The sequence below is a fragment of the Hohaiivirga grylli genome (assembly GCF_039655745.1).
In the GTDB taxonomy this organism is placed as follows: Bacteria; Pseudomonadota; Alphaproteobacteria; order Rhizobiales; family Beijerinckiaceae; genus Hohaiivirga; species Hohaiivirga grylli.
The window spans coordinates 672,475-693,639 of the sequence record NZ_JBBYXI010000002.1 but is presented as its reverse complement, the minus strand read 5'-3'; the positions used below and the strand labels follow the sequence as shown (position 1 = coordinate 693,639).

Here is a 21,165-nt window from a genome sequence, read left to right as displayed (position 1 = left end):
GGCTACAGGTTAGAGAATGGATGCAGACGTAAACCAGCATGAATTTCATGACGGTACCGATCTTGATGTCGGTGCTGCTATATTTGTGCTGGCTTTGCGTGAAAAAGGCATTCGTAATACGCCTGTGTTGAGAGCTATGGAGCAGGTACCACGCGAGTTATTTGCTCCCCAGCGTTTCCGCGACCTTTCTCGTACCGATGTGGCATTGCCTTTGCCCTGTGGTCAGACAATGACAGGGCCAACGACTATTGCACTGATGTTGTCTGCTCTTGATGTACAGCCCGGGCATTCTGTTCTCGAAGTCGGAACAGGCTCTGGTTACGTTTCCGCACTGCTTGCCCAGATGGGGGCAAAGGTCACAACTGTTGAACGCTATGAACAGCTTTCAGAAAGTGCGCAGGAAAGAATCAAGATATCTGGGCATGAACAATATATTAGCCTTGAGGTTGGGGATGGGCTCGCCACACGTCTGCGTGGAACGAAGTACGACAGAATTCTTCTCAATGGCTCAGGCTTAGCGATTCCCCAGACAATGACGAATCTGCTCTCTGATGGCGCAAAGCTGGTTGGTGCATTAACGCTTGAAGGGTTTCCGAGGCTGGTAAAAATCGTCAAACAGGAAAAAGGCACACTTCATCAGGAATTGGGAGCGCCTTTGCGATTATCTCCTTTGGTTAATAAAGATACGATTTCTTCCTGAGAACGCCGTTGTTTTTGGTTAAAATTTACCATTTTTGACCATGCAGGGAAAAAAATAATTCAAAAAAATATAAGAATCTCCAAGTTTTTTGATTTTGGAAACACTTACTTAACCTAAATCCTATTTAACTATTCTCATCTTAGTTGCGTACTGTGTGTGAGTATTAGTTGATGCGTAAACAGATGAGTGCTGGGCGGGGAGCCTTGTTATCTCGTGTCGCACTGGTTGGCCTTGTTGGCGGATTGGTTGCGGCTTGTGATAATACATCTCGGTTTTCCGAGAATCCATTTTCGAATCCTTTTAACAATAGTGCCGGAGCTTCGCAGCAAGTGGCATCAGCGCCTGTGCAGCCTGTTTATCAGCCTGCGCCGCAGCAGATGGCTACATATGCGCCAACTCCGAGCTATTCATCTCAGCCACTGCAGCCGGTAGCTAATGTCGCTGGTGGTGGTTGGACGACAAGCGGTGGTACTGCCATTGTCGTTGGGCAGGGTGATAACCTGACGAGCATTTCAAATCGTTACGGTGTTCCTGCTAATGCCATTCTCTCTGCGAATGGTTTGACAGCATCTTCTCAGGTTGCTGCTGGTAAGAATATCGTCATTCCGGTTTATAGTTCCAACCTTGCTGGAACAAAGGTTGCAGCAGCTTCAACAGCTGTTCCGACGCCAGTGCCGGTTCCTGTGCGTTCGCAGTCTGGTAATCTGGCTGCAACGTCCCTGAATAATCAGGCAAAAGCTGTTGCCACAAATGCAACCGGTAAGGCCAAGCAGGTTGTTAATACAAAGGTAGCTGCTGCTGAGAAGCAGGTTGCGCAGCCTGTTGCTACAGCAAAAACACAGGTTCAGACCGCTTCCAATACTGCTCAGAGTGCAGTTGCAGAGCCTGTAAGGACAGCCAGTGCTGCGACTGCCAATGCTCAGAAAGATGCTGAACAGACAGCAAGTATTGCAACAGCTGCAAAACCTTCTTCTGATTTTCGTTGGCCTGCAAAAGGGCGTGTGATTTCCGGGTTCGGCTCAGGCGGTGGTAATGAAGGCATCAATATTGCCGTTCCGGAAGGAACACCAGTCCGTGCAACGGAAGCTGGTACTGTTACCTTTGCTGGCGATGATGTGAAATCTTACGGCAACCTTGTACTGATCAAGCATGATAACGGTTACATCAGTGCCTATGCTCACAATGGTTCTCTCAATGTGAAGCGTGGTGAGCGAGTCTCTCGCGGTCAGGTTATCGCGAAGTCCGGACAGACGGGTGATGTAACATCTCCGCAGCTGCACTTTGAAATCCGTAAAGGCCAGACACCGGTTGATCCGGTTCCATATCTGGGTAGCTAAAAAACAGTCTCTGGACTTGTTCCAGAGACAAACTGACCTAAGTCTTAAGTATATTTCAACACAGATACCACTATTGATCGGCTTCTCGAGACCCTTAGCCGATCACGAAAAGAGGGCAGCGAAGCTCAGTCGCTGTCCTCTTTTAATTTGTGTTAGTTGGTTAGTGGGCGCTCAAGGCGACCCGCTAAATCCTGAATATATTGCCATGCCGTTCTGCCTGAACGTGAGCCGCGTGTTGTTGACCATTCAAGGGCTTCCCGGCGTACCTGTTCAGCATCAATAGGCAGGTTGAAATGCTTCACGTAAGAGAAGATCATTTCCAGATAATCATCCTGAGAGCACTTATGGAAACCTAGCCATAGTCCGAAGCGGTCTGACAGGGAGACTTTTTCCTCAACGGCTTCTCCCGGATTAATAGCTGTCGAACTTTCATTCTCAACCATCTCACGGGCCAGAATATGCCGACGATTGGATGTGGCATAAAAGATCACATTATCCGGGCGACCTTCAATCCCACCTTCAAGGACAGCTTTCAGGGATTTGTAAGTTGTGTCATTGCCATCAAAAGACAGATCATCACAGAATACGATAAAGCGGTGTTGTGACAGGCGGATGCTTGTCATCAGATCGGGGAGGGTGTCGATGTCTTCTCTGTGAATTTCAACCAGCTTGAGAGCTGTTTTGCTGTTACTGTCTGTATTCACATGCGCATGGACTGCTTTCACAAGGGATGATTTACCCATACCTCTCGCACCCCAGAGCAATGCATTATTGGCAGGGAGCCCGCGGGCAAAGCGTTTCGTATTGTCTTCCAGAATATCTCTCACCTGATCAATGCCACGCAAAAGCACCATATCAACCCGGTTTACTTTCGGGACTGGTATGAGCTGTTTGGTTTGAGGCTGCCAGATGAAGGCATCAGCTGCGTCAAAATCAGCAGAAGTTGTTTTTGGAGGAGACAGGCGTTCTAAAGCTTCTGCGATACGCAATAATAGCTGGTCTGTGTCAGGTGTTTGCTGCGGCATGATTTTATCTTTCAGAATTCATTGCCTATTTATACAAGACATTCGTTTGCTGCAAATATGCTTCAATGTCGGGAAAGTACTTGTTTACGGGGCGATTCTCATGTTTTAGATAACTATGAACCGATTTTCCCGGAAAACACGGCGCTCAGATCATAAGGTCTTTGCTTAGAGCGCCTTTCTCTGGTATCGAGCGCATACTAATAAATGGAGAAACTGGCTTGATTACACCTGCTTTTGCCCAAGGTGCTGCTGCAGCAGCTGAGGCACCTAACCCGCTGATTAGCTTTGCACCTTTTATCCTTATCTTCGTTGTGATGTATTTTCTTATGATACGTCCACAGCAGCGCAAGGCAAAAGAGCATCGCCAGATGTTGAATGCCGTTCGCCGTGGAGACACAATCGTTACAGCCGGTGGCCTTGTTGCAAAGGTCACAAAGGTAACTGACGAACAGTCTGATATCGAAGTTGAGATCAGCAATGGCGTTAAGGTACAGCTTGTCCGCTCAATGATTGCAGACGTTCGTACCCGCAGCGAGCCTGTCAAAGGCAAAGATGCTTCCACTGAAAAGAAGTAAACAGGGCTATAAGGTAAAATAATTTTGCCTTATTTCTTGTTCAATTGATCATCCAGAGCACGTATTTGATATGTGCTCTGGTTTTGATGTATCAGGGTGACCTGATTTTATCTGTATTAATAAGCTTTAGGTGAGCCGGAAGTTATGCTTCGCTTTTCCAAATGGAAACTGTTTTCGACAATTGCTGTCATTCTCGTTGGTCTGCTTCTGGCCTTCCCAAGCACTATGGATGAGAAAGGCCGCGAAGCCTTTATGAACTCATTGCCGGGATGGGTGCCACACTGGCTGGTTCCGCAGCGTGCAATTGTACTGGGGCTCGACCTTCAAGGCGGCTCACATGTTCTGCTGGAAATTGATTCCAATGATCTTATCCGTGGTCGTTCGGGTATGGTTGCGCAGCTTCGTGATGATGTGCGTAATATTATTCGTTCAGAACGTGTCGCTCTTGAGGGGGGGATTCAGACCCTTCCGCGTGGCGTGCAGATTCGTCTGGCTCAAAGTGCAGACCAGGAACGTGTTTTAAAGAAAATACGTGAGACTATCCCACAGGATATCGGTGGCGCATTCTCTGGTGGGCCAAAGAATATTGATGTGACTGTAACGCCTGAAGGTGCCATTCAACTCAATTACACCGATGAAGGCATTAATGATCGCATTCGACGTGTTGTAGGGCAGGCTATTGAGGTTGTTCGTAAGCGTATCGACTTCGGGGGGACGACTGAGCCGAATATTCAGCGTCAGGGAAATGACCGTATTCTGGTTCAGGTTCCAGGTTTGCAAGATCCTCAGAAATTGATGGAAGTTCTCGGTAAAACCGCCAAGCTTGAATTTCGCTTTGTGGCCCGTCAGGGGGATACTGATATTGATATGCTACCCTCTGATGATTATGGCGGGCAGCCTATGCCGGTTGAGCGACGTATCATCGTTAGTGGTGAAGATCTAATAGATTCTCAGGTTGGCTTTGACCAGCAGACAAACGAGCCGAATGTCACTTTCAAATTTAATGCCCGTGGCGCCCAGCGTTTTGGGCAGGCGACTACGGAAGGTGTTGGCCGTAATCTGGCAATTGTTCTCGATAACCGCGTAATTTCTGCACCAACCGTCAATACGCCAATTACGGGTGGTAATGGTGTTATCACTGGCCGATATACGACTGAAACAGCTAATGAACTTGCTCTGCTGCTTCGTTCCGGTGCTCTGCCTGCTAAGCTGACAATTGTTGAAGAGCGAACTGTTGGTCCGGGCCTTGGTCAGGATTCGATTGAAGCCGGTAAGAAGGCAACACTTGTGGCTGCCGTCTTCGTCGTAATCTTCATGTTCGCAACCTATGGCATCTTCGGTCTTTTTGCAAACATCGCCCTGATTGTTCACGTCGGCCTGATTCTTGGTTTGATGTCAGTCTTGGAAGCAACGATGACATTGCCGGGTATCGCGGGTATCGTGCTGACAATTGGTACGGCCGTTGACTCCAACGTTCTGATTTATGAGCGTATCCGTGAGGAATATCATGAAGGCCGTACAATCGTGAATTCGATTGAGGCTGGCTTCCACCGTGCCTTTGCAACCATTATCGACTCGAACAGTACAATGGCGATTGCTGCTCTTATCCTGTTCTTCCTCGGTTCTGGCCCTGTCAGAGGCTTTGCTGTGGTATTCATTCTGGGCATTCTGACAACCGTGATTACCGCTGTAACGTTGACACGTATGATGATTGCAGCCTGGTACTCCTGGGTACGTCCAAAGAGCATTCCGTTCTAATTTTGATCTGAGACTGCGGGCCAGATGGCCCGCTGGTGTTGAACTGTTACTGATATAAGGCAAATCCATGCGTCTTCTCCGCATTTGGCCCGACAATACAAAAATCCATTTTATGGGATTACGTCATTTCAGCTTTCCGCTTTCGGCAATTATGTCGATTGCGACAATCGTGCTGTTTTTCACGGTTGGTCTGAACTTTGGCGTTGATTTTAAAGGTGGAACGCTGATTGAAATTCAGGCTCACTCTGGTGTTGCAGATATGGCCAAGCTTCGTACCACTACAACCAATTTTGGTTTTGGTGAGGTTGAAGTACAGGGCTTCGGCAATTCCGGTGGCGTCTCAATCAAGTTCAAAAGCCAGCCAGGTGGTGAAGAGGCCCAGAAAGTGGTCGTTCAGACAGCACGTGCAGCTTTAGAGGCAGATTATGACTTCCGCCGTGTGGAGAGCGTTGGTCCACGCGTTTCCGGTGAATTGGTTCAGTCCGGTACAATCGGTATTATTGTCGCCGTTGTTGCCGTTTTGATGTATCTCTGGTTCCGCTTTGAACGTGAGCTGGCCTTAGGAGCTATTGTGGGTACGCTGCACGATATCGTGCTGACTGTTGGCTTCTTCATGATTACGCGGATTGAGTTTAATATGACATCAATTGCCGCGATCCTGACGATTGTTGGCTACTCACTGAACGAGACTGTGGTTGTGTTTGACCGTACCCGTGAGCTGATGCGTAAATATAAAGCTATTCCAACAGTTGAATTGCTCGATATTTCAATCAACCACACAATGTCGCGTACCGTGATGACCGCGATTACAACCTCGCTTTCATTGCTGGCACTCGTGCTCTTCGGTGGTGAGGCTATTCATGGTTTCGCTATGGTGATGCTGGCTGGTGTTATAATCTGTACCTATTCAGCTATCTGCATTTCGACGCCATCTTTGATTTACATCGGTCTGAAGCTGAGTGGTCAGAAAGATAAAGCCGTCGCTGGAGCCTGAAAATAATGAGTGACGGCCAGCAGATATATGATGGTTTTATCCCTGGCCGTTACCCAATAGATGCCTATGGTGATGGTGGTTTCCGGTTTGCAGAAATGTCTCACCGAGGTTCTATCGTCATCCTGCCATCAGGTATCCATGCCTGGCGGCGGGATGAGACTGCTGCTGTTTCCCGCGAGAGCCTTGAACAGGATTTCAACCTGATACTGGACATAATCCGGCAGGAAGCACATGAGATTGATTTTCTGTTTGTTGGAACAGGCAATAATGTAGTGCTCCCAACCAATACCCTGAAACAGAAGCTTATAGAGAGCGGTATTCGCTCTGATTTCATGCAGACAGGCTCTGCTTTACGGACATATAATTCGCTTTTTGAAGAACAGCGTCGCATTGCGATGGCTGTGATTGCAGTTCAGAACTGACGGTTGGAAAACCATGGCACAGGACAGGCTTGATTTTGCTTATGAGCAATGTGCCCATACATTGCGACAGCAGGATTCTGACCGTTATTTTGCATCGCTCTTTTTACCATCTGAGAAGCGCCGTCATGTTATGGCGCTTTATGCCTTCAGTGCAGAAATTGCCCATATTCAGGGAAGTATCAAAGAGAGTCTGACTGGTGAGATTCGCCTGCAGTGGTGGCGAGATGCGCTGGATCTGTTGGAGCATTCTTCCAAAGCGGGAGAGGGGCTAGAAGGCCAGTCGAGCCCCGTTGTCATGGCTCTGGCTGATACGGTTGCAAGGTTCTCACTACCTGTATCGTTTCTTCGTAATTTAGTGGATGCACGGGTTTTCGATATCTATCAGGAACCGATGCCGACAGTGAATGACCTTGAGGGGTATTGCGGAGAAACCTGTTCGGTTCTTTTTCAGATGGTTGCAACCATACTGGCAGGTCAACAGATTGATGCGTCTGAGGCTTCTGGTCATAGTGGCGTTGCTTATACACTTACAGGTCTGCTCCGGGCTTTTCCATGGCATGCAAGGCACGGGAAACTATATATTCCCCTGTCGTTGTTTCAGCAGAGAAGCATAGATCATCAAGATGTGTTTGAGGGAAACTCAGAGGCAGATGTGAAGCAGGTCCTTCATGATGCAAGGGAGATTGCTCAGAACCACCTGAATCTTGCTGAGCAGGCTATACAGCAGCTGCCGGGCTCAATCCGGGCAGCTTATTTACCACTCTGCCTTGTAAAGTCTTATCTGGAGCTGATGACACGTAAAGATTATCAGCCTTACCAAAGTGTTCTGGATATTGCGCAATGGCGCAAACAGTGGACTTTATGGCGGAGTTCCAAGAAGCCACTGTTTGCTTAAGTTTTAAAGTGACTGCATCCACTGTGCGAGATCTGCTCTGGCACGGTCTGTCAGGGCATTCTTCTTCGCAAGAGCCTTAACGGAACCACGCAGTCTTTTGCCATCTGGTGCCTTTGGCATGCTCTCAAGTGGTGGGAATAAGCCAAAATTGACGTTCATTGGCTGGAATGAACGTGGGCCTTCATCTTCAGAAGCCAAATGTCCACCTGTAATATGGTTGATCAAGGCTCCCAGTGCCGTTGTCAGCGGAGGTGAAGTAATTGGCTTGCCCAATGCCTCAGCCGCAGCAAAACGCCCGGTCATGAGGCCCATGGAAGCGCTTTCAACATAACCCTCACAACCTGTGATCTGCCCGGCGAAACGAAGCCATGGGTGCGATTTCAGGCGTAAAGTCTCATCCAGCAGCTTGGGTGAGTTCAGGTAGGTATTGCGGTGCAAGCCACCAAGACGGGCGAACTCAGCATTCTCAAGCCCGGGGATCATTCTGAAAACACGTGTCTGTTCGCTGTATTTCAGCTTGGTCTGGAAACCGACCATATTGAACAGGGTGCCCAGTGCGTTATCCTGACGTAGCTGAACAATAGCGTAAGATTTCACTTCAGGATTATGCGGGTTCGTCAGACCAACAGGCTTCATTGGCCCATGGCGCAGGGTTTCACGTCCGCGTTCGGCCATGACTTCAATTGGCAGGCAGCCATCAAAGTAAGGTGTGTTTTCCCATTCCTTGAATGATGTTTTCTCGCCTTCAATCAGCGCATCAATGAAAGCCTCATATTCTTCCTTTGAGAATGGGCAGTTCAGATAGTCTGCACCAGTTCCTCCGGGGCCTGCCTTGTCATAGCGGGACTGGAACCAGGCCTTATTCATATCAATGCTGTCACGATAGATGATTGGTGCAATCGCATCAAAGAAAGCCAACTCCTTTTCACCTGTGACAGCCTGAACGGCTTCTGCAAGGGCAGGTGAGGTCAATGGGCCTGTTGCGACGATAACAGACTTCCATTCTTCTGGTGGAAGTCTGGTAACTTCTTCACGTTCAATTGTGATAAGCGGATGTTGTGATAATGCTTCCGTGACGGCATCAGAAAAGCCAACACGGTCTACAGCAAGCGCACCACCGGCTGGGACCTGATGCTTATCAGCTGTTGCCATGATCAGAGAGTTCAGGCTGCGCATCTCCTGATGCAGAAGCCCAACCGCGTTTGCAGTTGCATCGTCAGATCGGAATGAGTTGGAGCAGACAAGCTCAGCCAGGCCTTCTGTTGAGTGCGCTTCAGTTTTTCTGACAGGACGCATTTCATGCAAAATGACAGGAACGCCCGCATTGGCAATTTGCCAAGCAGCTTCTGAACCAGCGAGACCGCCACCAACAACATGTATCGGGTTTGTTTTTGTCATGCACGAGGGCCTTGAATATTGAGTGATTTGTCGGAAGCAGCATTCATAATGTGAATGGCTCTAGAAATCAAAGCCCAGAAAAAGCAACGCCCGCTGGTAGCGGGCGCAATCTTGTAAGTTTTACAGTTATTATGCACTATGAACGCGTGCAACGTTTTCAATCTGGAACCGTGTAATACCCAAATCATCGAGTTCGCGGTCAGTAAGTTTGGACAACTCGCGGACCGTCTCCCGATAACGAAGATACGTGCGGAACTTTGCCAAAACATATGAGATGAACATCTTCAGCTCCATTGGATTGCATATTTTGCAACCTCGTTTCTACGTCCCCATGACGTGATAGCTTTATATATTAATACTTTAGTCTGAACCAGAGCTGAATGGACATGGAAGGCATGCGTTTAGTGAATGAAACCCTTAATTTTCATTAAGGTTTTAGGCTTTTCTAATCGTAAAAGACCCGCTGATTAGCGGGTCTTTTGTGTTCCAAAATTCAGTTTAGCTATCAGCTTTGGACTTTGCCGATTTTTTCTTCTCAGTCGGCATGGTTTCCGGACGTCGCTGCAAAACTTCTTTGAGGAAGTGGCCGGTATAGCTTGAGGTATTTTTACTGATATCTTCAGGTGTACCTTCTGCAACAATCATACCGCCACCATCACCGCCTTCAGGGCCCATATCAATAACCCAGTCAGCTGTTTTGATAACCTCAAGGTTGTGCTCAATAACCAGTACTGTATTTCCCTGATCTGCAAGCTCGTGCAAAACCTCAAGAAGTTTGGCAACATCATGGAAGTGAAGGCCTGTTGTCGGTTCATCCAGAATATAGAGTGTTCTGCCAGTAGCGCGCTTTGACAGCTCCTTGGAAAGTTTCACACGTTGTGCTTCACCACCAGAGAGTGTTGTTGCCTGCTGGCCCACCTTGATGTAGCCGAGGCCAACGCGTGACAGGGTTTCCATCTTGTCACGAATGGATGGTACAGCCTTGAACAGCTCCTTGGCTTCTTCAACTGTCATATCCAGAATATCCGAGATGGATTTGCCGCGGTATTTAACTTCTAAAGTCTCTCGGTCATAGCGCTTGCCCTTACAGACATCACAGGTCACATAAACGTCTGGCAGGAAGTGCATTTCAATCTTGATAACACCATCACCCTGACACGCTTCACAACGGCCGCCCTTAACGTTGAAGGAGAAACGACCAGGTTGATATCCGCGTGCCTTGGCTTCCGGGAGACCTGCAAACCATTCACGAATAGGGGTGAAGGCTCCGATATATGTTGCCGGGTTTGATCGTGGTGTCCGGCCAATTGGTGATTGGTCGATATCAATAACCTTATCAAGGTTCTCAATGCCTTCAAGCGCCTTAAACGGAGACGGATGGATCGTTGAACCATTCAATTGGCGCGCGACTGCCTTATAAAGAGTGTCCAGTACGAGGGTGGATTTACCGCCGCCCGAAACACCGGTAATGCAGGTGAATGTGCCAAGCGGGAATGATGCCGTTACATTCTTCAGGTTGTTTCCAGTGGCGCCGACTAGCTTAAGCATCCTGTCTTTCTGAGGCTTCCGGCGTTTTGTTGGCGTTCTGACAGACTTTTTGCCTGTCAGATATTGTCCGGTCAGAGAGTTTGGATCTGCCTTGATCTGTTCCGGTGTTCCTTTAGAGACAACATTGCCTCCGTGAATACCCGCGCCAGGGCCAATATCGAAGACATAGTCAGCTTGAAGAATAGCATCTTCATCGTGCTCAACCACGATAACGGTATTACCCAAATCTCTCAGGCGCTTTAAAGTCCCCAGAAGCCGCTCGTTATCTCTCTGATGAAGCCCGATTGAAGGTTCATCGAGCACATAGAGAACGCCTGTAAGCCCCGAGCCAATCTGCGAAGCCAGACGGATACGCTGGCTTTCACCACCTGATAGGGTGCCAGAGGAGCGGGCAAGCGTCAGATATTCAAGGCCGACATCCAGCAGGAAGGTGAGGCGTTCGTTAATTTCCTTGAGAATACGATACGCAATCTCATTCTGCTTTTGGTTCAGCTGCTCTGGCAGGCCGGTGAACCAGTCACGTGCTGCGCGAATTGAGACATAGGTAATATCGCTGATATCTTTTTGTGAGATTTTAACAGCAAGAGCTTCTGGCTTCAGTCTTTTTCCGCCACAGGCCGAGCAGGGTGTCTCGCTCATATAACGGCTTATTTCCTCACGGGCCCAGTCACTATCTGTCTCTTTATATCTGCGTTCGAGGTTGGGGATGATGCCTTCAAATGGCTTTGTAACCTCGTAGTTCCTGACGCCATCCTCATATACGAAACGGATATCTGCTTTGCCTGAGCCATGAAGAATGGCGTGCTGAGCAGCTTCCGGCAAATCTTCCCAAGGCGTTGTAATTTTAAAGCCATAATGTTTGGCCAACGCATTGAAGGTTTGAGCGTAATAGGGGGATGAGGATTTTGCCCAGGGTGCAACGGCACCACCCTTCAATGATAGCTTGGTATTGGGAATGACCAGATGATCGGCAATTCGCATCTGGTGGCCAATGCCGGAACAGGTGGGGCAGGCACCATAAGGGTTATTAAATGAGAACAGGCGTGGTTCGATTTCAGGAATTGTAAAGCCTGAAACAGGGCAGGCAAATTTGGAAGAGAAGGTAATACGCTTGGCATTACCTTTCTCATCCTTGTCGTCTGCATATTCTGCAACAGCAATGCCTTCTGCGAGTTCAAGAGCTGTTTCAAGGGATTCCGCAAGTCTTGAACCAATATCAGCGCGCACAACAATACGATCAACGACCACATCAATTTCATGCTTCAGTTTCTTGTCTAAAGCCGGTGTTTCGTCGATCTCATAGTACGTGCCATCAATCTTGACGCGCTGAAAGCCTTTCTTCTGGAGATCGGCCAGTTCTTTCCGGTATTCGCCTTTGCGACCACGTACAATTGGGGCCAGCAGAAAAAGGCGTGTTTTTTCCGGCAACTCAAGAATACGATCAACCATCTGGCTGACTGTCTGGCTTTCAATCGGCAGGCCTGTTGCTGGAGAGTAAGGAATACCAACACGTGCCCATAACAGGCGCATATAATCGTAGATTTCCGTGACTGTGCCGACCGTTGAACGTGGATTGTTCGAGGTTGTCTTCTGCTCGATTGAAATGGCCGGAGAAAGTCCGTCAATCTGGTCAACATCCGGCTTCTGCATCATCTCCAGAAACTGGCGGGCATAAGCTGAGAGGGATTCAACATAACGACGCTGACCTTCAGCGTAGATGGTATCAAATGCCAATGACGATTTACCCGAGCCAGAAAGCCCGGTGAAAACGGTAAAACTATCCCGCGGGATCATCAGATCGACGTTTTTAAGGTTATGCTCACGCGCCCCGCGAACGGTGATAACACGAGCTGTTGGATCACCCGCTTTAGCGCGATTGAAAAGGTCGTCGAGAGTCGTCATCGGATCAATATCTTTGGCTTAGCTGCATAATTGCAGGCAGTTATCTTAAAACTGTAACGTATGATGATTTAGAACAAAATGAGTACAAACTCAAGCGGCAAGAATAATATGCCTGCTGATATGTGGGGGCAAAGGGAGAAGTTTAAAATAGGCTGCCCATAAAAATATGACTCTTAATTTCACTGGAAATATTTTACTTGCGTATTGATTTTAGAACAAAAAAAGAACAATAAGCGCGGGTATATTTTAAGTTCCGGGTAGCGTATTATTGCGATTATGTCTGGATATGTTGGGTAAATATCCTGAAATGCCTTGTTCTTGGCGCGTTTGCGGTACAGAACATCATCTTTAGGTATTTGCCGATTACGAATGTGGAGAGTGTGATGGCAGGCAGCGTTAATAAAGTTATTCTGGTCGGCAATCTCGGTCGTGATCCTGAAGTACGTCGCATGGGCTCTGGTGACCCAGTTGTGAACCTGCGTATTGCAACGTCTGAAACATGGCGCGACAAGAACTCGGGTGAACGCAAGGAAAAGACCGAGTGGCACTCTGTCGTAATTTTCAATGAAAACCTCGCCCGTGTTGCCGAGCAATATCTGCGTAAGGGTTCAAAGGTTTATGTTGAAGGCCAGCTTCAGACACGTAAGTGGCAGGATCAGTCAGGTCAGGAACGCTACACAACAGAAATCGTTCTGCAGCGTTTCCGTGGTGAACTGACAATTCTCGACAGCCGCGGCAGCGGTGGTGATGTCGGCGGCTATGATGATAATATGGGTTCCAGTCAGGGCCAGATCAGTCAGGGTGGTGATTTCGGTGGTGGACAGCAGTCAATGTCCCGCCCAGCTCCATCCAACGCGCCAGCCCAGAGTGGCGGGGGCCGCTTTAATGATCTGGACGACGATATTCCATTCTAGTCTTTAAAGCTTGTCGGCTTTTCATTCAGGCAAGGGAAAGTGCTCTGCGCTTTCCCTTGTTTTGTTTCACCAGCCTTTAATTGGCTGACATTTCTCAGCTTCTTGCTTGCTCAAGTTGAAACCATAGACGCCATTACACCCGTATGCCTTTGGTGGTGTACCGCTTGCTTCAAACAGATCATTGCCCTGTTTGAGATTTTGCCAGAACTCAAGCCATGGATTGTATTTATTGGCTTCCATAGCTTCTTTGGTCATCCGAAAAGGATAAATCTGGATTTGGAACTCGGCCTGTCCAGCATCAAAAGCTTTTTCAATAATGCGGTATATTTCACTGATCTGGTAATCCGTCATGGCATAGCAGCCAACAGAGACGCAGCTGCCATGAACCATGAGGGCTGAGCCTGTTCTGTCCAGCTGTTTATCATAAGCATTTGGATAGCCGATATTGAAGGCACGATGATATCTGGAGTTTGGATTAAGCTGTTTCTTTGTAACTATATAAAAACCTTCCGGAGATTGTTTGTCACCTTCACGATGTTTTGGCCCAAGTGCTCCGGACCAGGTACAGATAGGGTAGGTTTTGAAGAGTGTGAATTTATCGTCTCTTTGTTGCCAGACTTCGAGAAGGCTCTCTTTTTTAAAAATACGAACCAGTATCGGGGTGCCCAGTTTAAATCCAGCTTGCTCAAGAGACTGATCTATTGCTGTATTGTATGGAGCGAGTTGAAAAAGGATCCCGTATCGTTTGTAGGCATAAAAAAGCCCCGCAGCGATTATGATAATTATTGCTGTAAATACTGCCAGCCTGCCCATATCTTCCTGCTAAGTTTTGAAGAGATATCTTTATGGATAAATTCCTTCATTTCAGGAATGTATTAGGAAAGAGTAAAACTTCGTAAAACGATATAAAATCCTTTATGAAACCAGCACTTTATGTTTATAGTTGTCAGATCAGGAGACAGCTATGTCAGAAAAGAAACTTCCACCACAACATATGCTTGAAGCCATTCGCACCTGGGTTGAAACGGAAAGTCCGACAACCCACGCTATTGGCGTTAATGCCATGATGGATCTTGTTGAGAAGGAAGTTGAGGGGCTTCCGGTGCTGGTCGAGCGGTTTTCCGGGCGTGATGGTCTTGGAGATACTTTGCTTTTGCGAGCCGGCCCTGACAACGGCAAAAAAGCGGTTCTGCTGTTGGCTCATCTTGATACAGTGCATCCCGTTGGCACATTAGCCAATGATCTGCCATGGCAGATTGATAGCGACAGAGCTTATGGGCCCGGCGTCTATGATATGAAAGCAAGCGCCTATATTGCCTTGCAGGCCTTTAAACAGCTGATCTTTGATCATAAACTGATACGTCCAGTTTTATTTCTTTTCGTGCCTGATGAAGAAATTGGTAGCCCTTCAAGTCGGCCTATTATTGAGCTTTTAGGCCAGCAGTCTGAATATGTTCTTGTCACAGAAGCCTGCCGGGAAGGCGGAAAGCTTGTTACCTCACGCAAAGGTGTCGGGCGTTTTGATATTCTTATTGAAGGCGTTCCTGCTCATTCGGGTGTATATCATGAGATGGGTGCCAGTGCTATTAAGGAAGCTGCCCGTCAGATACTCGATTTGGAAGCCCTGACTGATTATGAGCGTGGAATCACTGTAAATGTTGGTGTCGTTAATGGTGGCTCTGCCGTAAATGTTGTGCCGCAGTATTGCATGCTGACAGTCGATCTACGGATTAATAACATTGAAGACGGTGAAGAATATTTCCGCAAGATTATAGGTATCAAGCCTTATGATGAGCGGATAAAACTGCGTATTGAAGGTGAAATTAATCGCCCGCCATTTGAGCGCCATGCAGAAGTTGCGCGTCTTTGTGGGATTATCGAAGAGGTTGCAACCAGCATTGGGCAAACAATCGGTGAAATGCCACGTGTCGGTGGTGGTTCAGATGGTAACTTTACCGCTGCTCTTGGTATTGCAACAGTTGATGGCCTTGGCATCGAGGGAGGCGGTGGTCATACGCTCAATGAATATATTGAGCTGTCGTCCATTGAACCGCGTCGTATTCTGATGATGCGCCTGTTGGAGAGACTGGCTGCTGAAGCAGAATAATTCGTTTTATGAAAAGGCAGCCTTGATGCCGTCCAGAATGAACTGGACGGCCATACCAGCCAAAATCATCCCAAAAAGTCGGCTCATAACGATATTACCCGTCACTCCCAAAATGCGAGAGAGGGTCTGAGCGACAAGAAACACCAGAAAACAGCAAAGAACGCCAATCGCAATAGCCAGAAGCAATGTTGCAGTATAGGCGTAGTTGCCACCAGCCTGACCAGAATAAAGAATAATGACTGTTATCGTGCCGGGCCCGGCCAATAGCGGAATGCCAAGCGGGAAGGCGGCCACATTACGGATATGGTCTTTCGTGATAGCTGTTTCGGCAGTTTGAGCCTTGCGTTCTGTCCGTTTCTCGAAAACCATTTCACAGGCAATCCAGAACAGCAACAAACCACCGGCAATACGGAAGGCTGGAAGGCCAATACCCAGAGCGCGCATGGCCGCTTCACCGCCCAGACAAAAGAAAGCCAGAATAACAAAAGCAATGAGAGATGCCCTGAAGCCAACCTGATTACGTTCAGCTTTACTCATGCCATGCGTCAGGGACAAAAACACTGGTGCCAAAGCGATTGGATCAAGCGTTACAAGCAGGGTAACAAGAGCAGATGTAAATGTATCAAACGGCATAAGAACCAGCGAAAAATGTTAGGTGTTTGGTATTCGATATGCAGTCATGTTCCAGCTTTGGCGATATTACAATGTGAGAATATTTTTATAAATAATATTTATCTTTTAATATCAGTGGATTGTTTTTGTTTCTTGATAAAACAATTCAAAAAAACAACCCTATATTATCTTTTAAAAATACGCCGTCTTATCCCACGGAAAAGCCTTTCTATTGCTTGAAATTCATGGCTGTATCGCCCAACAAGGAAGCATGCCTACGTTGCGATTCGTTGTATCGATTCACAGTCGCAGTAATAGGGCTTTCAAGTTTCACGCGGCGAGAACTGCCGCAACCGCAGTAAGGACCGAAATTGAGCGATCCGATCGATAACGAAAACGGCGCTGCAGCTGGAGCGCCGCCAGCGAACGATATTAAACCCATCTCGATTACTGATGAGATGCAGCGCTCATATCTTGATTACGCCATGAGCGTGATCGTGAGCCGTGCATTGCCAGATGCCCGAGACGGGTTCAAGCCTGTGCATCGTCGTATTCTCTACGCCATGTATGAGGGTGGTTATACCCCTGACAAGAAGCACGTTAAGTCGTCGCGTATTGTCGGTGACGTCATGGGTAAATATCACCCGCATGGTGACAGCGCGATTTATGATGCCCTGGTTCGTATGGCTCAGGACTTTTCGCTGCGTCTGTTGCTGGTGGATGGGCAGGGTAACTTTGGTTCTGTTGACGGTGATCCGCCAGCGGCCATGCGTTATACCGAGTCTCGCCTGACAAAGGCTGCAATGCCGCTGATCACCGATCTCGATAAAGATACGGTTGATTTCAATCCGAACTATGATGATTCCCAGTCAGAGCCATCGGTTCTGCCTGCCCGCTATCCAAACCTTCTGGTCAATGGTGCGGGTGGTATTGCGGTTGGTATGGCGACCAATATGCCGCCACACAATCTGGGTGAAGTTATCAATGGCTGTATTGCCTATATTGATAACCCGGAAGTTTCGGTTTCTGAACTGAATGAAATCATTCCGGGGCCTGACTTCCCGACAGGTGGCTTTATTCTCGGCCGTGCCGGTATTCGCTCTGCCTATGAGACTGGCCGTGGTTCAATCGTCATGCGTGCCCGTACGCATGTTGAAGAAGTCCGCAAAGACCGTGAAGCTATCATCGTCAGCCAGATACCTTATCAGGTCAACAAGACTTCACTGATTGAGAAGATCGCTGAGCTCGTTCGGGACAAGCGTATTGAAGGTATTTCAGATCTTCGTGATGAATCTGATCGTGACGGTATGCGTATCGTCATCGAAATCAAGCGTGATAGCGTTGCAGATGTCGTTCTGAATCAGCTGTATCGCTTTACACCTCTGCAGCAGAGCTTTGGCGCCAATATGGTGGCGCTCAATGGTGGCCGCCCGGAACAGATGAACCTGCGCGATCTGATCGTTGCATTCGTTGATTTCCGCGAAGAGGTTGTCAGCCGCCGTACCAAGTATCTGCTGAATAAAGCCCGCGAGCGCGCACATGTGTTGTGTGGTCTTGCAACGGCTGTTGCGAATATCGACGAAGTTATTCGTCTGATCCGCACATCTGCTGATGCCAATGCTGCCCGTGATGCCCTTATGGGTCGTGATTGGCCAGCAACAGACATTAAGCCTCTGATTGAACTGGTTGATGATCCACGTCACCCAATCAATCCAGACGGAACATATCGTCTGTCAGAGGCTCAGGCTCGCGCCATTCTTGATCTGCGACTGCAGCGCCTTACGGCTCTGGGGCGTGATGAAGTTGGTGATGAACTGAAGAAGCTTGCCGTTGAGATTGCAGATTACCTTGATATTCTGCGCTCACGTGTGCGTATCATGAACATCATCAAGGAAGAGCTTGAAGAGGTTCGTGAAGCTTATTCAACGCCACGTCGTACGGATATTCTTGATTTTGCAGGTGATGTTGACGACGAAGATCTGATTCAGCGTGAAGATATGGTCGTGACCGTTTCTCACGCCGGTTATATCAAGCGCGTTCCGCTCTCTACATATCGTGCGCAGCGTCGTGGTGGTAAGGGCCGCTCAGGCATGAATACCCGTGATGAAGATTTTGTCACGCAGCTGTTCGTTGCCAATACCCATACACCAGTGCTGTTCTTCTCATCCCATGGACAGGTTTATAAAGAGAAGGTCTGGCGTCTGCCGGTTGCTGCTCCGAATGGCCGTGGTAAGGCACTTGTAAATATGCTGCCTCTTGATGAGGGTGAGCGTATCACAACAATCATGCCTCTCACCGAGGATGAGGACAGCTGGGCACAGCTCGACGTTATGTTCGCGACAACCCGCGGTACAGTTCGTCGTAACAAACTCTCTGACTTCGTACAGATCAACCGTAACGGTAAGATTGCTATGAAGCTGGACGAGGGTGACCAGATTGCCGGTGTTCATATCTGTACAGAGAACGACGACGTTCTTCTGACAACAGCTAAGGGCCAGTGTATTCGCTTCCCGGTTACGGATGTCCGCGTCTTCAAGGGCCGTGATTCCATGGGTGTTCGTGGTATCAATCTTGCTGAAGGCGATACCATCATCTCGCAGGCTATTGTCCGCCACGTTGAGGCAACGGCTGAAGAGCGTATTTCCTACATGAAGATGCGTCGTGCCCTGATGGGTGAGACGGGTGCTGAAGATGGAAGTGATGAGGAAGCTGTCGGCGATGTCGGTATTTCGCAGGAGCGTTATGCCGAAATGAGTGCTCTGGAACAGTTTATCCTGACATTGTCCAGCAATGGTTACGGCAAGCGCACCTCATCCTACGAGTACCGCATCACCGGTCGTGGTGGTAAGGGTATCGTTGCGATGCAGGTCAACGAGCGTAATGGTGACCTGATCGCATCCTTCCCAGTTGAAGATACTGATCAGATCATGCTTGTGACCGATGGTGGTCAGCTCATCCGCGTCCCGGTTGGTGGCATTCGTGCCGTCGGTCGTTCAACGCAGGGCGTCATTGTCTTCAATACCGCTGAAGGTGAGAAGGTCGTCTCGGTTGAGCATATTGATCACGAAGAAGACGAGGAAGATGACGTTGATGGTGTCGACGGAGATAACGAAGGCAATGGAGACGTTGCTGACCCAGCTCCAGATACTGAAAACTAAGTCTTAAAGCCAAAAAGATAAAATGACCGGCACCTTAAAATGCCGGTCATTTCGTATAGACAACCATTTCACGTATTCGCCTGTTTGCAAGTTTCACATATAATCTTCCGATGATAGTTATATGATTGCCAGAACAGGCAGGGATCATGACGATGAAACAGACAGCTCTTTACACTGGCAGCTTTGATCCGATTACGAATGGTCATCTTGATGTTGTTCGCCGAGCGTGTCGGATATTTGATAAGCTGATCATTGCAATCGGTGTTCATCCATCAAAACAACCATTGCTTGATGTTGAGGAGCGAAAAAAGCTGCTGGAAGCGACCTGTAGCCCTGTTGCTAAGGAAACAGGCACAGAACTGGTTATCGTGACATTCAATGATCTGGCAACATCTGCAGCCGCACGCCATAGCGCCACAACAATTGTGCGCGGGTTACGTGATGGAACCGATCTGGATTACGAGTTCCAGATGGCGGCCATGAACGAAGTTATGGCACCGGATATTCAGACCATTTTCTTTCCGTCATCTCCGGGTGTCCGCCCAATTACTGCGACCCTTGTCCGGCAAATTGCCACAATGGGGGGAGATGTAACACCTTTCGTACCTAAAGCCGTTGCGCAGAGCTTGGCTAAAAAGTATCAGAAGGGCTAGGAAATTCTTGCTGCTCATTGGCAGTTCCAATTTGGAGAAATAATATGAAACGCTTGCTTGCAGCATTCGCTATGCTGATGTTGTTTTTGACACCAGCTGTTGCGCAGGACAAAAAAGATGTTGTCTACCTTGATACCAAGGACGGCCGCATTGAAATTCAGCTCCGTCGCGATCTGGCCCCTAAGCATGTGGCGCAGATTGAAGCTCTCGTAAAGCGCGGCTTCTATGATGGTATCGTCTTCCATCGTGTCATCGATGGCTTCATGGCCCAGACCGGTGATCCAACAGGTACGGGTACAGGCCGTTCTGACTTGCCAAATATTCCTGCCGAATTCTCCAAGGCTTCCTTCAAGCGGGGAACTGTCGGTATGGCTCGTTCCAGCGACCCGGATTCCGCTAACAGCCAGTTCTTCATCTGCTTTGATGAGGCTCCATTCCTTGATGGCCAGTATACCGTCGTCGGTCAGGTCACAAAGGGTATGAATATTGTCGACAAGATCAAGAAGGGGTCCAAGCAGAACAACGGTTCTGTGACCAACCCTGACAAGATCGTAAAAATGCAGATGGCAACTGACGCTAAGTAAGTTTATAAGGTCTTTTTTGGGCAAGCCCTTAGAAGATTTAGTGAATTCAATGAAAGGTAGAGCTTATGTCTCTTGATCCAGAAAACACACTCATTCTCGAAACAACAAAGGGCAAGGTTGTTATTCAGCTTCGTCCTGATCTGGCTCCAGGCCACGTCGAACGCATGAAGACTCTGGCCCGTAAGGGTTTTTATGATGGCATTGCCTTCCATCGTGTGATCGATGGCTTCATGGCTCAGACAGGTTGCCCAAATGGCACCGGTACAGGCGGTTCTGATCTGCCAGATCTGCAGGCTGAATTTAATGCTGAGCCACATGTTCGTGGTATCTGCTCCATGGCCCGCACAAGTGCTCCGCACTCTGCAAACAGCCAGTTCTTCATCTGTTTTGATGATGCCCGCTTCCTTGATCGCCAGTACACCGTATGGGGTAAGGTCGTAGAAGGTATGGAAAACGTTGATCAGATTAAGCGCGGTGAGCCTGTGCAGAACCCAGATCGTATCGTTTCCATGCGTGTTATGGCTGACGTCTGATTTCTATTGATTTTCGGGGTGGGCACAAAATGCTCACCCTGTTTTTATAT

At 48.3% G+C, this 21,165-nt stretch carries 19 protein-coding genes; 13 read left to right on the top strand and 6 right to left on the bottom strand.

What is annotated here, in order from left to right:
• The first annotated feature begins 16 nt into the window (after nucleotides 1-16).
• Together WJT86_RS07555 and WJT86_RS07550 are read left to right on the top strand one after the other, a co-directional pair.
• Entirely contained in the window at nucleotides 17-700 is a 684-nt protein-coding gene (locus WJT86_RS07555; protein ID WP_346336933.1) for a protein-L-isoaspartate O-methyltransferase family protein, read from the top strand.
• Nucleotides 701-870: 170 nt separating this feature from the next.
• Nucleotides 871-2,037: a peptidoglycan DD-metalloendopeptidase family protein gene (locus tag WJT86_RS07550; RefSeq protein WP_346336932.1), complete on the top strand. Its 1,167-nt coding sequence runs from the start codon at nucleotides 871-873 to the stop codon at nucleotides 2,035-2,037.
• A gap of 152 nt (nucleotides 2,038-2,189) precedes the next feature.
• On the opposite strand, the gene WJT86_RS07545 is transcribed toward WJT86_RS07550, so the two are convergent.
• Entirely contained in the window at nucleotides 2,190-3,062 is an 873-nt protein-coding gene (locus WJT86_RS07545) for an ATP-binding protein (RefSeq protein ID WP_346336931.1), read from the bottom strand.
• A gap of 218 nt (nucleotides 3,063-3,280) precedes the next feature.
• Here WJT86_RS07545 and yajC point away from each other — a divergent pair, with 218 nt between their 5' ends.
• From yajC to WJT86_RS07520, 5 genes are all read left to right on the top strand, one after another.
• Nucleotides 3,281-3,637 (top strand): preprotein translocase subunit YajC, encoded by a 357-nt coding sequence (gene yajC / locus WJT86_RS07540; protein ID WP_346336930.1) that lies wholly within the window; start codon nucleotides 3,281-3,283, stop codon nucleotides 3,635-3,637.
• Between the two features lie 144 nt (nucleotides 3,638-3,781).
• The gene (gene secD, locus WJT86_RS07535; protein WP_346336929.1) at nucleotides 3,782-5,395 is read left to right on the top strand and encodes a protein translocase subunit SecD; all 1,614 of its coding nucleotides are present in this window, start codon (nucleotides 3,782-3,784) and stop codon (nucleotides 5,393-5,395) included.
• Between the two features lie 67 nt (nucleotides 5,396-5,462).
• Entirely contained in the window at nucleotides 5,463-6,389 is a 927-nt protein-coding gene (gene secF / locus WJT86_RS07530; RefSeq protein WP_346336928.1) for a protein translocase subunit SecF, read from the top strand.
• A 5-nt stretch (nucleotides 6,390-6,394) separates the two neighbouring features.
• Complete coding sequence (locus tag WJT86_RS07525; RefSeq protein WP_346336927.1) at nucleotides 6,395-6,811, top strand: Mth938-like domain-containing protein; 417 nt, start codon at nucleotides 6,395-6,397, stop codon at nucleotides 6,809-6,811.
• Nucleotides 6,812-6,824: 13 nt separating this feature from the next.
• Nucleotides 6,825-7,706 carry a phytoene/squalene synthase family protein gene (locus WJT86_RS07520; protein ID WP_346336926.1) on the top strand — a complete coding sequence of 294 codons (882 nt, stop codon included), beginning with the start codon at nucleotides 6,825-6,827 and terminating at the stop codon, nucleotides 7,704-7,706.
• 3 nt (nucleotides 7,707-7,709) lie between these two features.
• Here WJT86_RS07520 and trmFO read toward each other — a convergent pair whose 3' ends face one another.
• The 3 genes from trmFO to uvrA all read right to left on the bottom strand — a co-directional run bounded on the left by trmFO (nucleotide 7,710) and on the right by uvrA (nucleotide 12,554).
• Complete coding sequence (gene trmFO, locus WJT86_RS07515; RefSeq protein ID WP_346336925.1) at nucleotides 7,710-9,104, bottom strand: methylenetetrahydrofolate--tRNA-(uracil(54)-C(5))-methyltransferase (FADH(2)-oxidizing) TrmFO; 1,395 nt, start codon at nucleotides 9,102-9,104, stop codon at nucleotides 7,710-7,712.
• A gap of 129 nt (nucleotides 9,105-9,233) precedes the next feature.
• Nucleotides 9,234-9,386, bottom strand: a complete 153-nt coding sequence (locus WJT86_RS07510) for a DUF1127 domain-containing protein (RefSeq protein ID WP_346336924.1) — start codon at nucleotides 9,384-9,386, stop codon at nucleotides 9,234-9,236.
• A gap of 216 nt (nucleotides 9,387-9,602) precedes the next feature.
• Entirely contained in the window at nucleotides 9,603-12,554 is a 2,952-nt protein-coding gene (gene uvrA, locus WJT86_RS07505; protein WP_346336923.1) for an excinuclease ABC subunit UvrA, read from the bottom strand.
• A gap of 383 nt (nucleotides 12,555-12,937) precedes the next feature.
• On the opposite strand from uvrA, the gene WJT86_RS07500 reads away from it, so the two are divergent.
• Nucleotides 12,938-13,468 carry a single-stranded DNA-binding protein gene (locus WJT86_RS07500; protein ID WP_346336922.1) on the top strand — a complete coding sequence of 177 codons (531 nt, stop codon included), beginning with the start codon at nucleotides 12,938-12,940 and terminating at the stop codon, nucleotides 13,466-13,468.
• Nucleotides 13,469-13,534: 66 nt separating this feature from the next.
• Here the strand turns inward: WJT86_RS07500 and WJT86_RS07495 are convergent, their stop codons facing one another.
• Nucleotides 13,535-14,281 (bottom strand): murein L,D-transpeptidase family protein, encoded by a 747-nt coding sequence (locus WJT86_RS07495; protein WP_346336921.1) that lies wholly within the window; start codon nucleotides 14,279-14,281, stop codon nucleotides 13,535-13,537.
• A gap of 151 nt (nucleotides 14,282-14,432) precedes the next feature.
• Between WJT86_RS07495 and WJT86_RS07490 the strand changes: the two genes are divergently transcribed.
• Entirely contained in the window at nucleotides 14,433-15,575 is a 1,143-nt protein-coding gene (locus WJT86_RS07490; protein ID WP_346336920.1) for a M20 family metallopeptidase, read from the top strand.
• 6 nt (nucleotides 15,576-15,581) lie between these two features.
• Here the strand turns inward: WJT86_RS07490 and WJT86_RS07485 are convergent, their stop codons facing one another.
• Nucleotides 15,582-16,208, bottom strand: coding sequence for a MarC family protein (locus WJT86_RS07485; protein ID WP_346336919.1), 627 nt, complete (start codon nucleotides 16,206-16,208; stop codon nucleotides 15,582-15,584).
• Nucleotides 16,209-16,645: 437 nt separating this feature from the next.
• Here WJT86_RS07485 and gyrA point away from each other — a divergent pair, with 437 nt between their 5' ends.
• The 4 genes from gyrA to WJT86_RS07465 all read left to right on the top strand — a co-directional run bounded on the left by gyrA (nucleotide 16,646) and on the right by WJT86_RS07465 (nucleotide 21,115).
• A complete protein-coding gene (gene gyrA, locus WJT86_RS07480) occupies nucleotides 16,646-19,345 on the top strand; it encodes a DNA gyrase subunit A (RefSeq protein ID WP_407066932.1) in 2,700 nt (899 codons plus the stop codon).
• A 152-nt stretch (nucleotides 19,346-19,497) separates the two neighbouring features.
• Entirely contained in the window at nucleotides 19,498-19,998 is a 501-nt protein-coding gene (gene coaD, locus WJT86_RS07475) for a pantetheine-phosphate adenylyltransferase (protein ID WP_346337068.1), read from the top strand.
• Nucleotides 19,999-20,042: 44 nt separating this feature from the next.
• A complete protein-coding gene (locus WJT86_RS07470) occupies nucleotides 20,043-20,582 on the top strand; it encodes a peptidylprolyl isomerase (RefSeq protein ID WP_407066920.1) in 540 nt (179 codons plus the stop codon).
• Nucleotides 20,583-20,647: 65 nt separating this feature from the next.
• The gene (locus WJT86_RS07465; protein WP_346336917.1) at nucleotides 20,648-21,115 is read left to right on the top strand and encodes a peptidylprolyl isomerase; all 468 of its coding nucleotides are present in this window, start codon (nucleotides 20,648-20,650) and stop codon (nucleotides 21,113-21,115) included.
• The last annotated feature ends 50 nt before the right edge of the window (nucleotides 21,116-21,165 follow it).

Coding starts and splice junctions, on each gene's coding strand:
- WJT86_RS07465 (WP_346336917.1), top strand. CDS start 20,648: ATGTCTCTTGATCCAGAAAACACACTCATTCTCGAAACAACAAAGGGC.
- uvrA (WP_346336923.1), bottom strand. CDS start 12,554: ATGACGACTCTCGACGACCTTTTCAATCGCGCTAAAGCGGGTGATCCA.
- WJT86_RS07485 (WP_346336919.1), bottom strand. CDS start 16,208: ATGCCGTTTGATACATTTACATCTGCTCTTGTTACCCTGCTTGTAACG.
- WJT86_RS07545 (WP_346336931.1), bottom strand. CDS start 3,062: ATGCCGCAGCAAACACCTGACACAGACCAGCTATTATTGCGTATCGCA.
- trmFO (WP_346336925.1), bottom strand. CDS start 9,104: ATGACAAAAACAAACCCGATACATGTTGTTGGTGGCGGTCTCGCTGGT.
- WJT86_RS07500 (WP_346336922.1), top strand. CDS start 12,938: ATGGCAGGCAGCGTTAATAAAGTTATTCTGGTCGGCAATCTCGGTCGT.
- WJT86_RS07525 (WP_346336927.1), top strand. CDS start 6,395: ATGAGTGACGGCCAGCAGATATATGATGGTTTTATCCCTGGCCGTTAC.
- WJT86_RS07495 (WP_346336921.1), bottom strand. CDS start 14,281: ATGGGCAGGCTGGCAGTATTTACAGCAATAATTATCATAATCGCTGCG.
- WJT86_RS07555 (WP_346336933.1), top strand. CDS start 17: ATGGATGCAGACGTAAACCAGCATGAATTTCATGACGGTACCGATCTT.
- WJT86_RS07510 (WP_346336924.1), bottom strand. CDS start 9,386: ATGTTCATCTCATATGTTTTGGCAAAGTTCCGCACGTATCTTCGTTAT.
- coaD (WP_346337068.1), top strand. CDS start 19,498: ATGAAACAGACAGCTCTTTACACTGGCAGCTTTGATCCGATTACGAAT.
- WJT86_RS07470 (WP_407066920.1), top strand. CDS start 20,043: ATGAAACGCTTGCTTGCAGCATTCGCTATGCTGATGTTGTTTTTGACA.
- gyrA (WP_407066932.1), top strand. CDS start 16,646: ATGCAGCGCTCATATCTTGATTACGCCATGAGCGTGATCGTGAGCCGT.
- secD (WP_346336929.1), top strand. CDS start 3,782: ATGCTTCGCTTTTCCAAATGGAAACTGTTTTCGACAATTGCTGTCATT.
- secF (WP_346336928.1), top strand. CDS start 5,463: ATGCGTCTTCTCCGCATTTGGCCCGACAATACAAAAATCCATTTTATG.
- WJT86_RS07550 (WP_346336932.1), top strand. CDS start 871: ATGCGTAAACAGATGAGTGCTGGGCGGGGAGCCTTGTTATCTCGTGTC.
- WJT86_RS07490 (WP_346336920.1), top strand. CDS start 14,433: ATGTCAGAAAAGAAACTTCCACCACAACATATGCTTGAAGCCATTCGC.
- WJT86_RS07520 (WP_346336926.1), top strand. CDS start 6,825: ATGGCACAGGACAGGCTTGATTTTGCTTATGAGCAATGTGCCCATACA.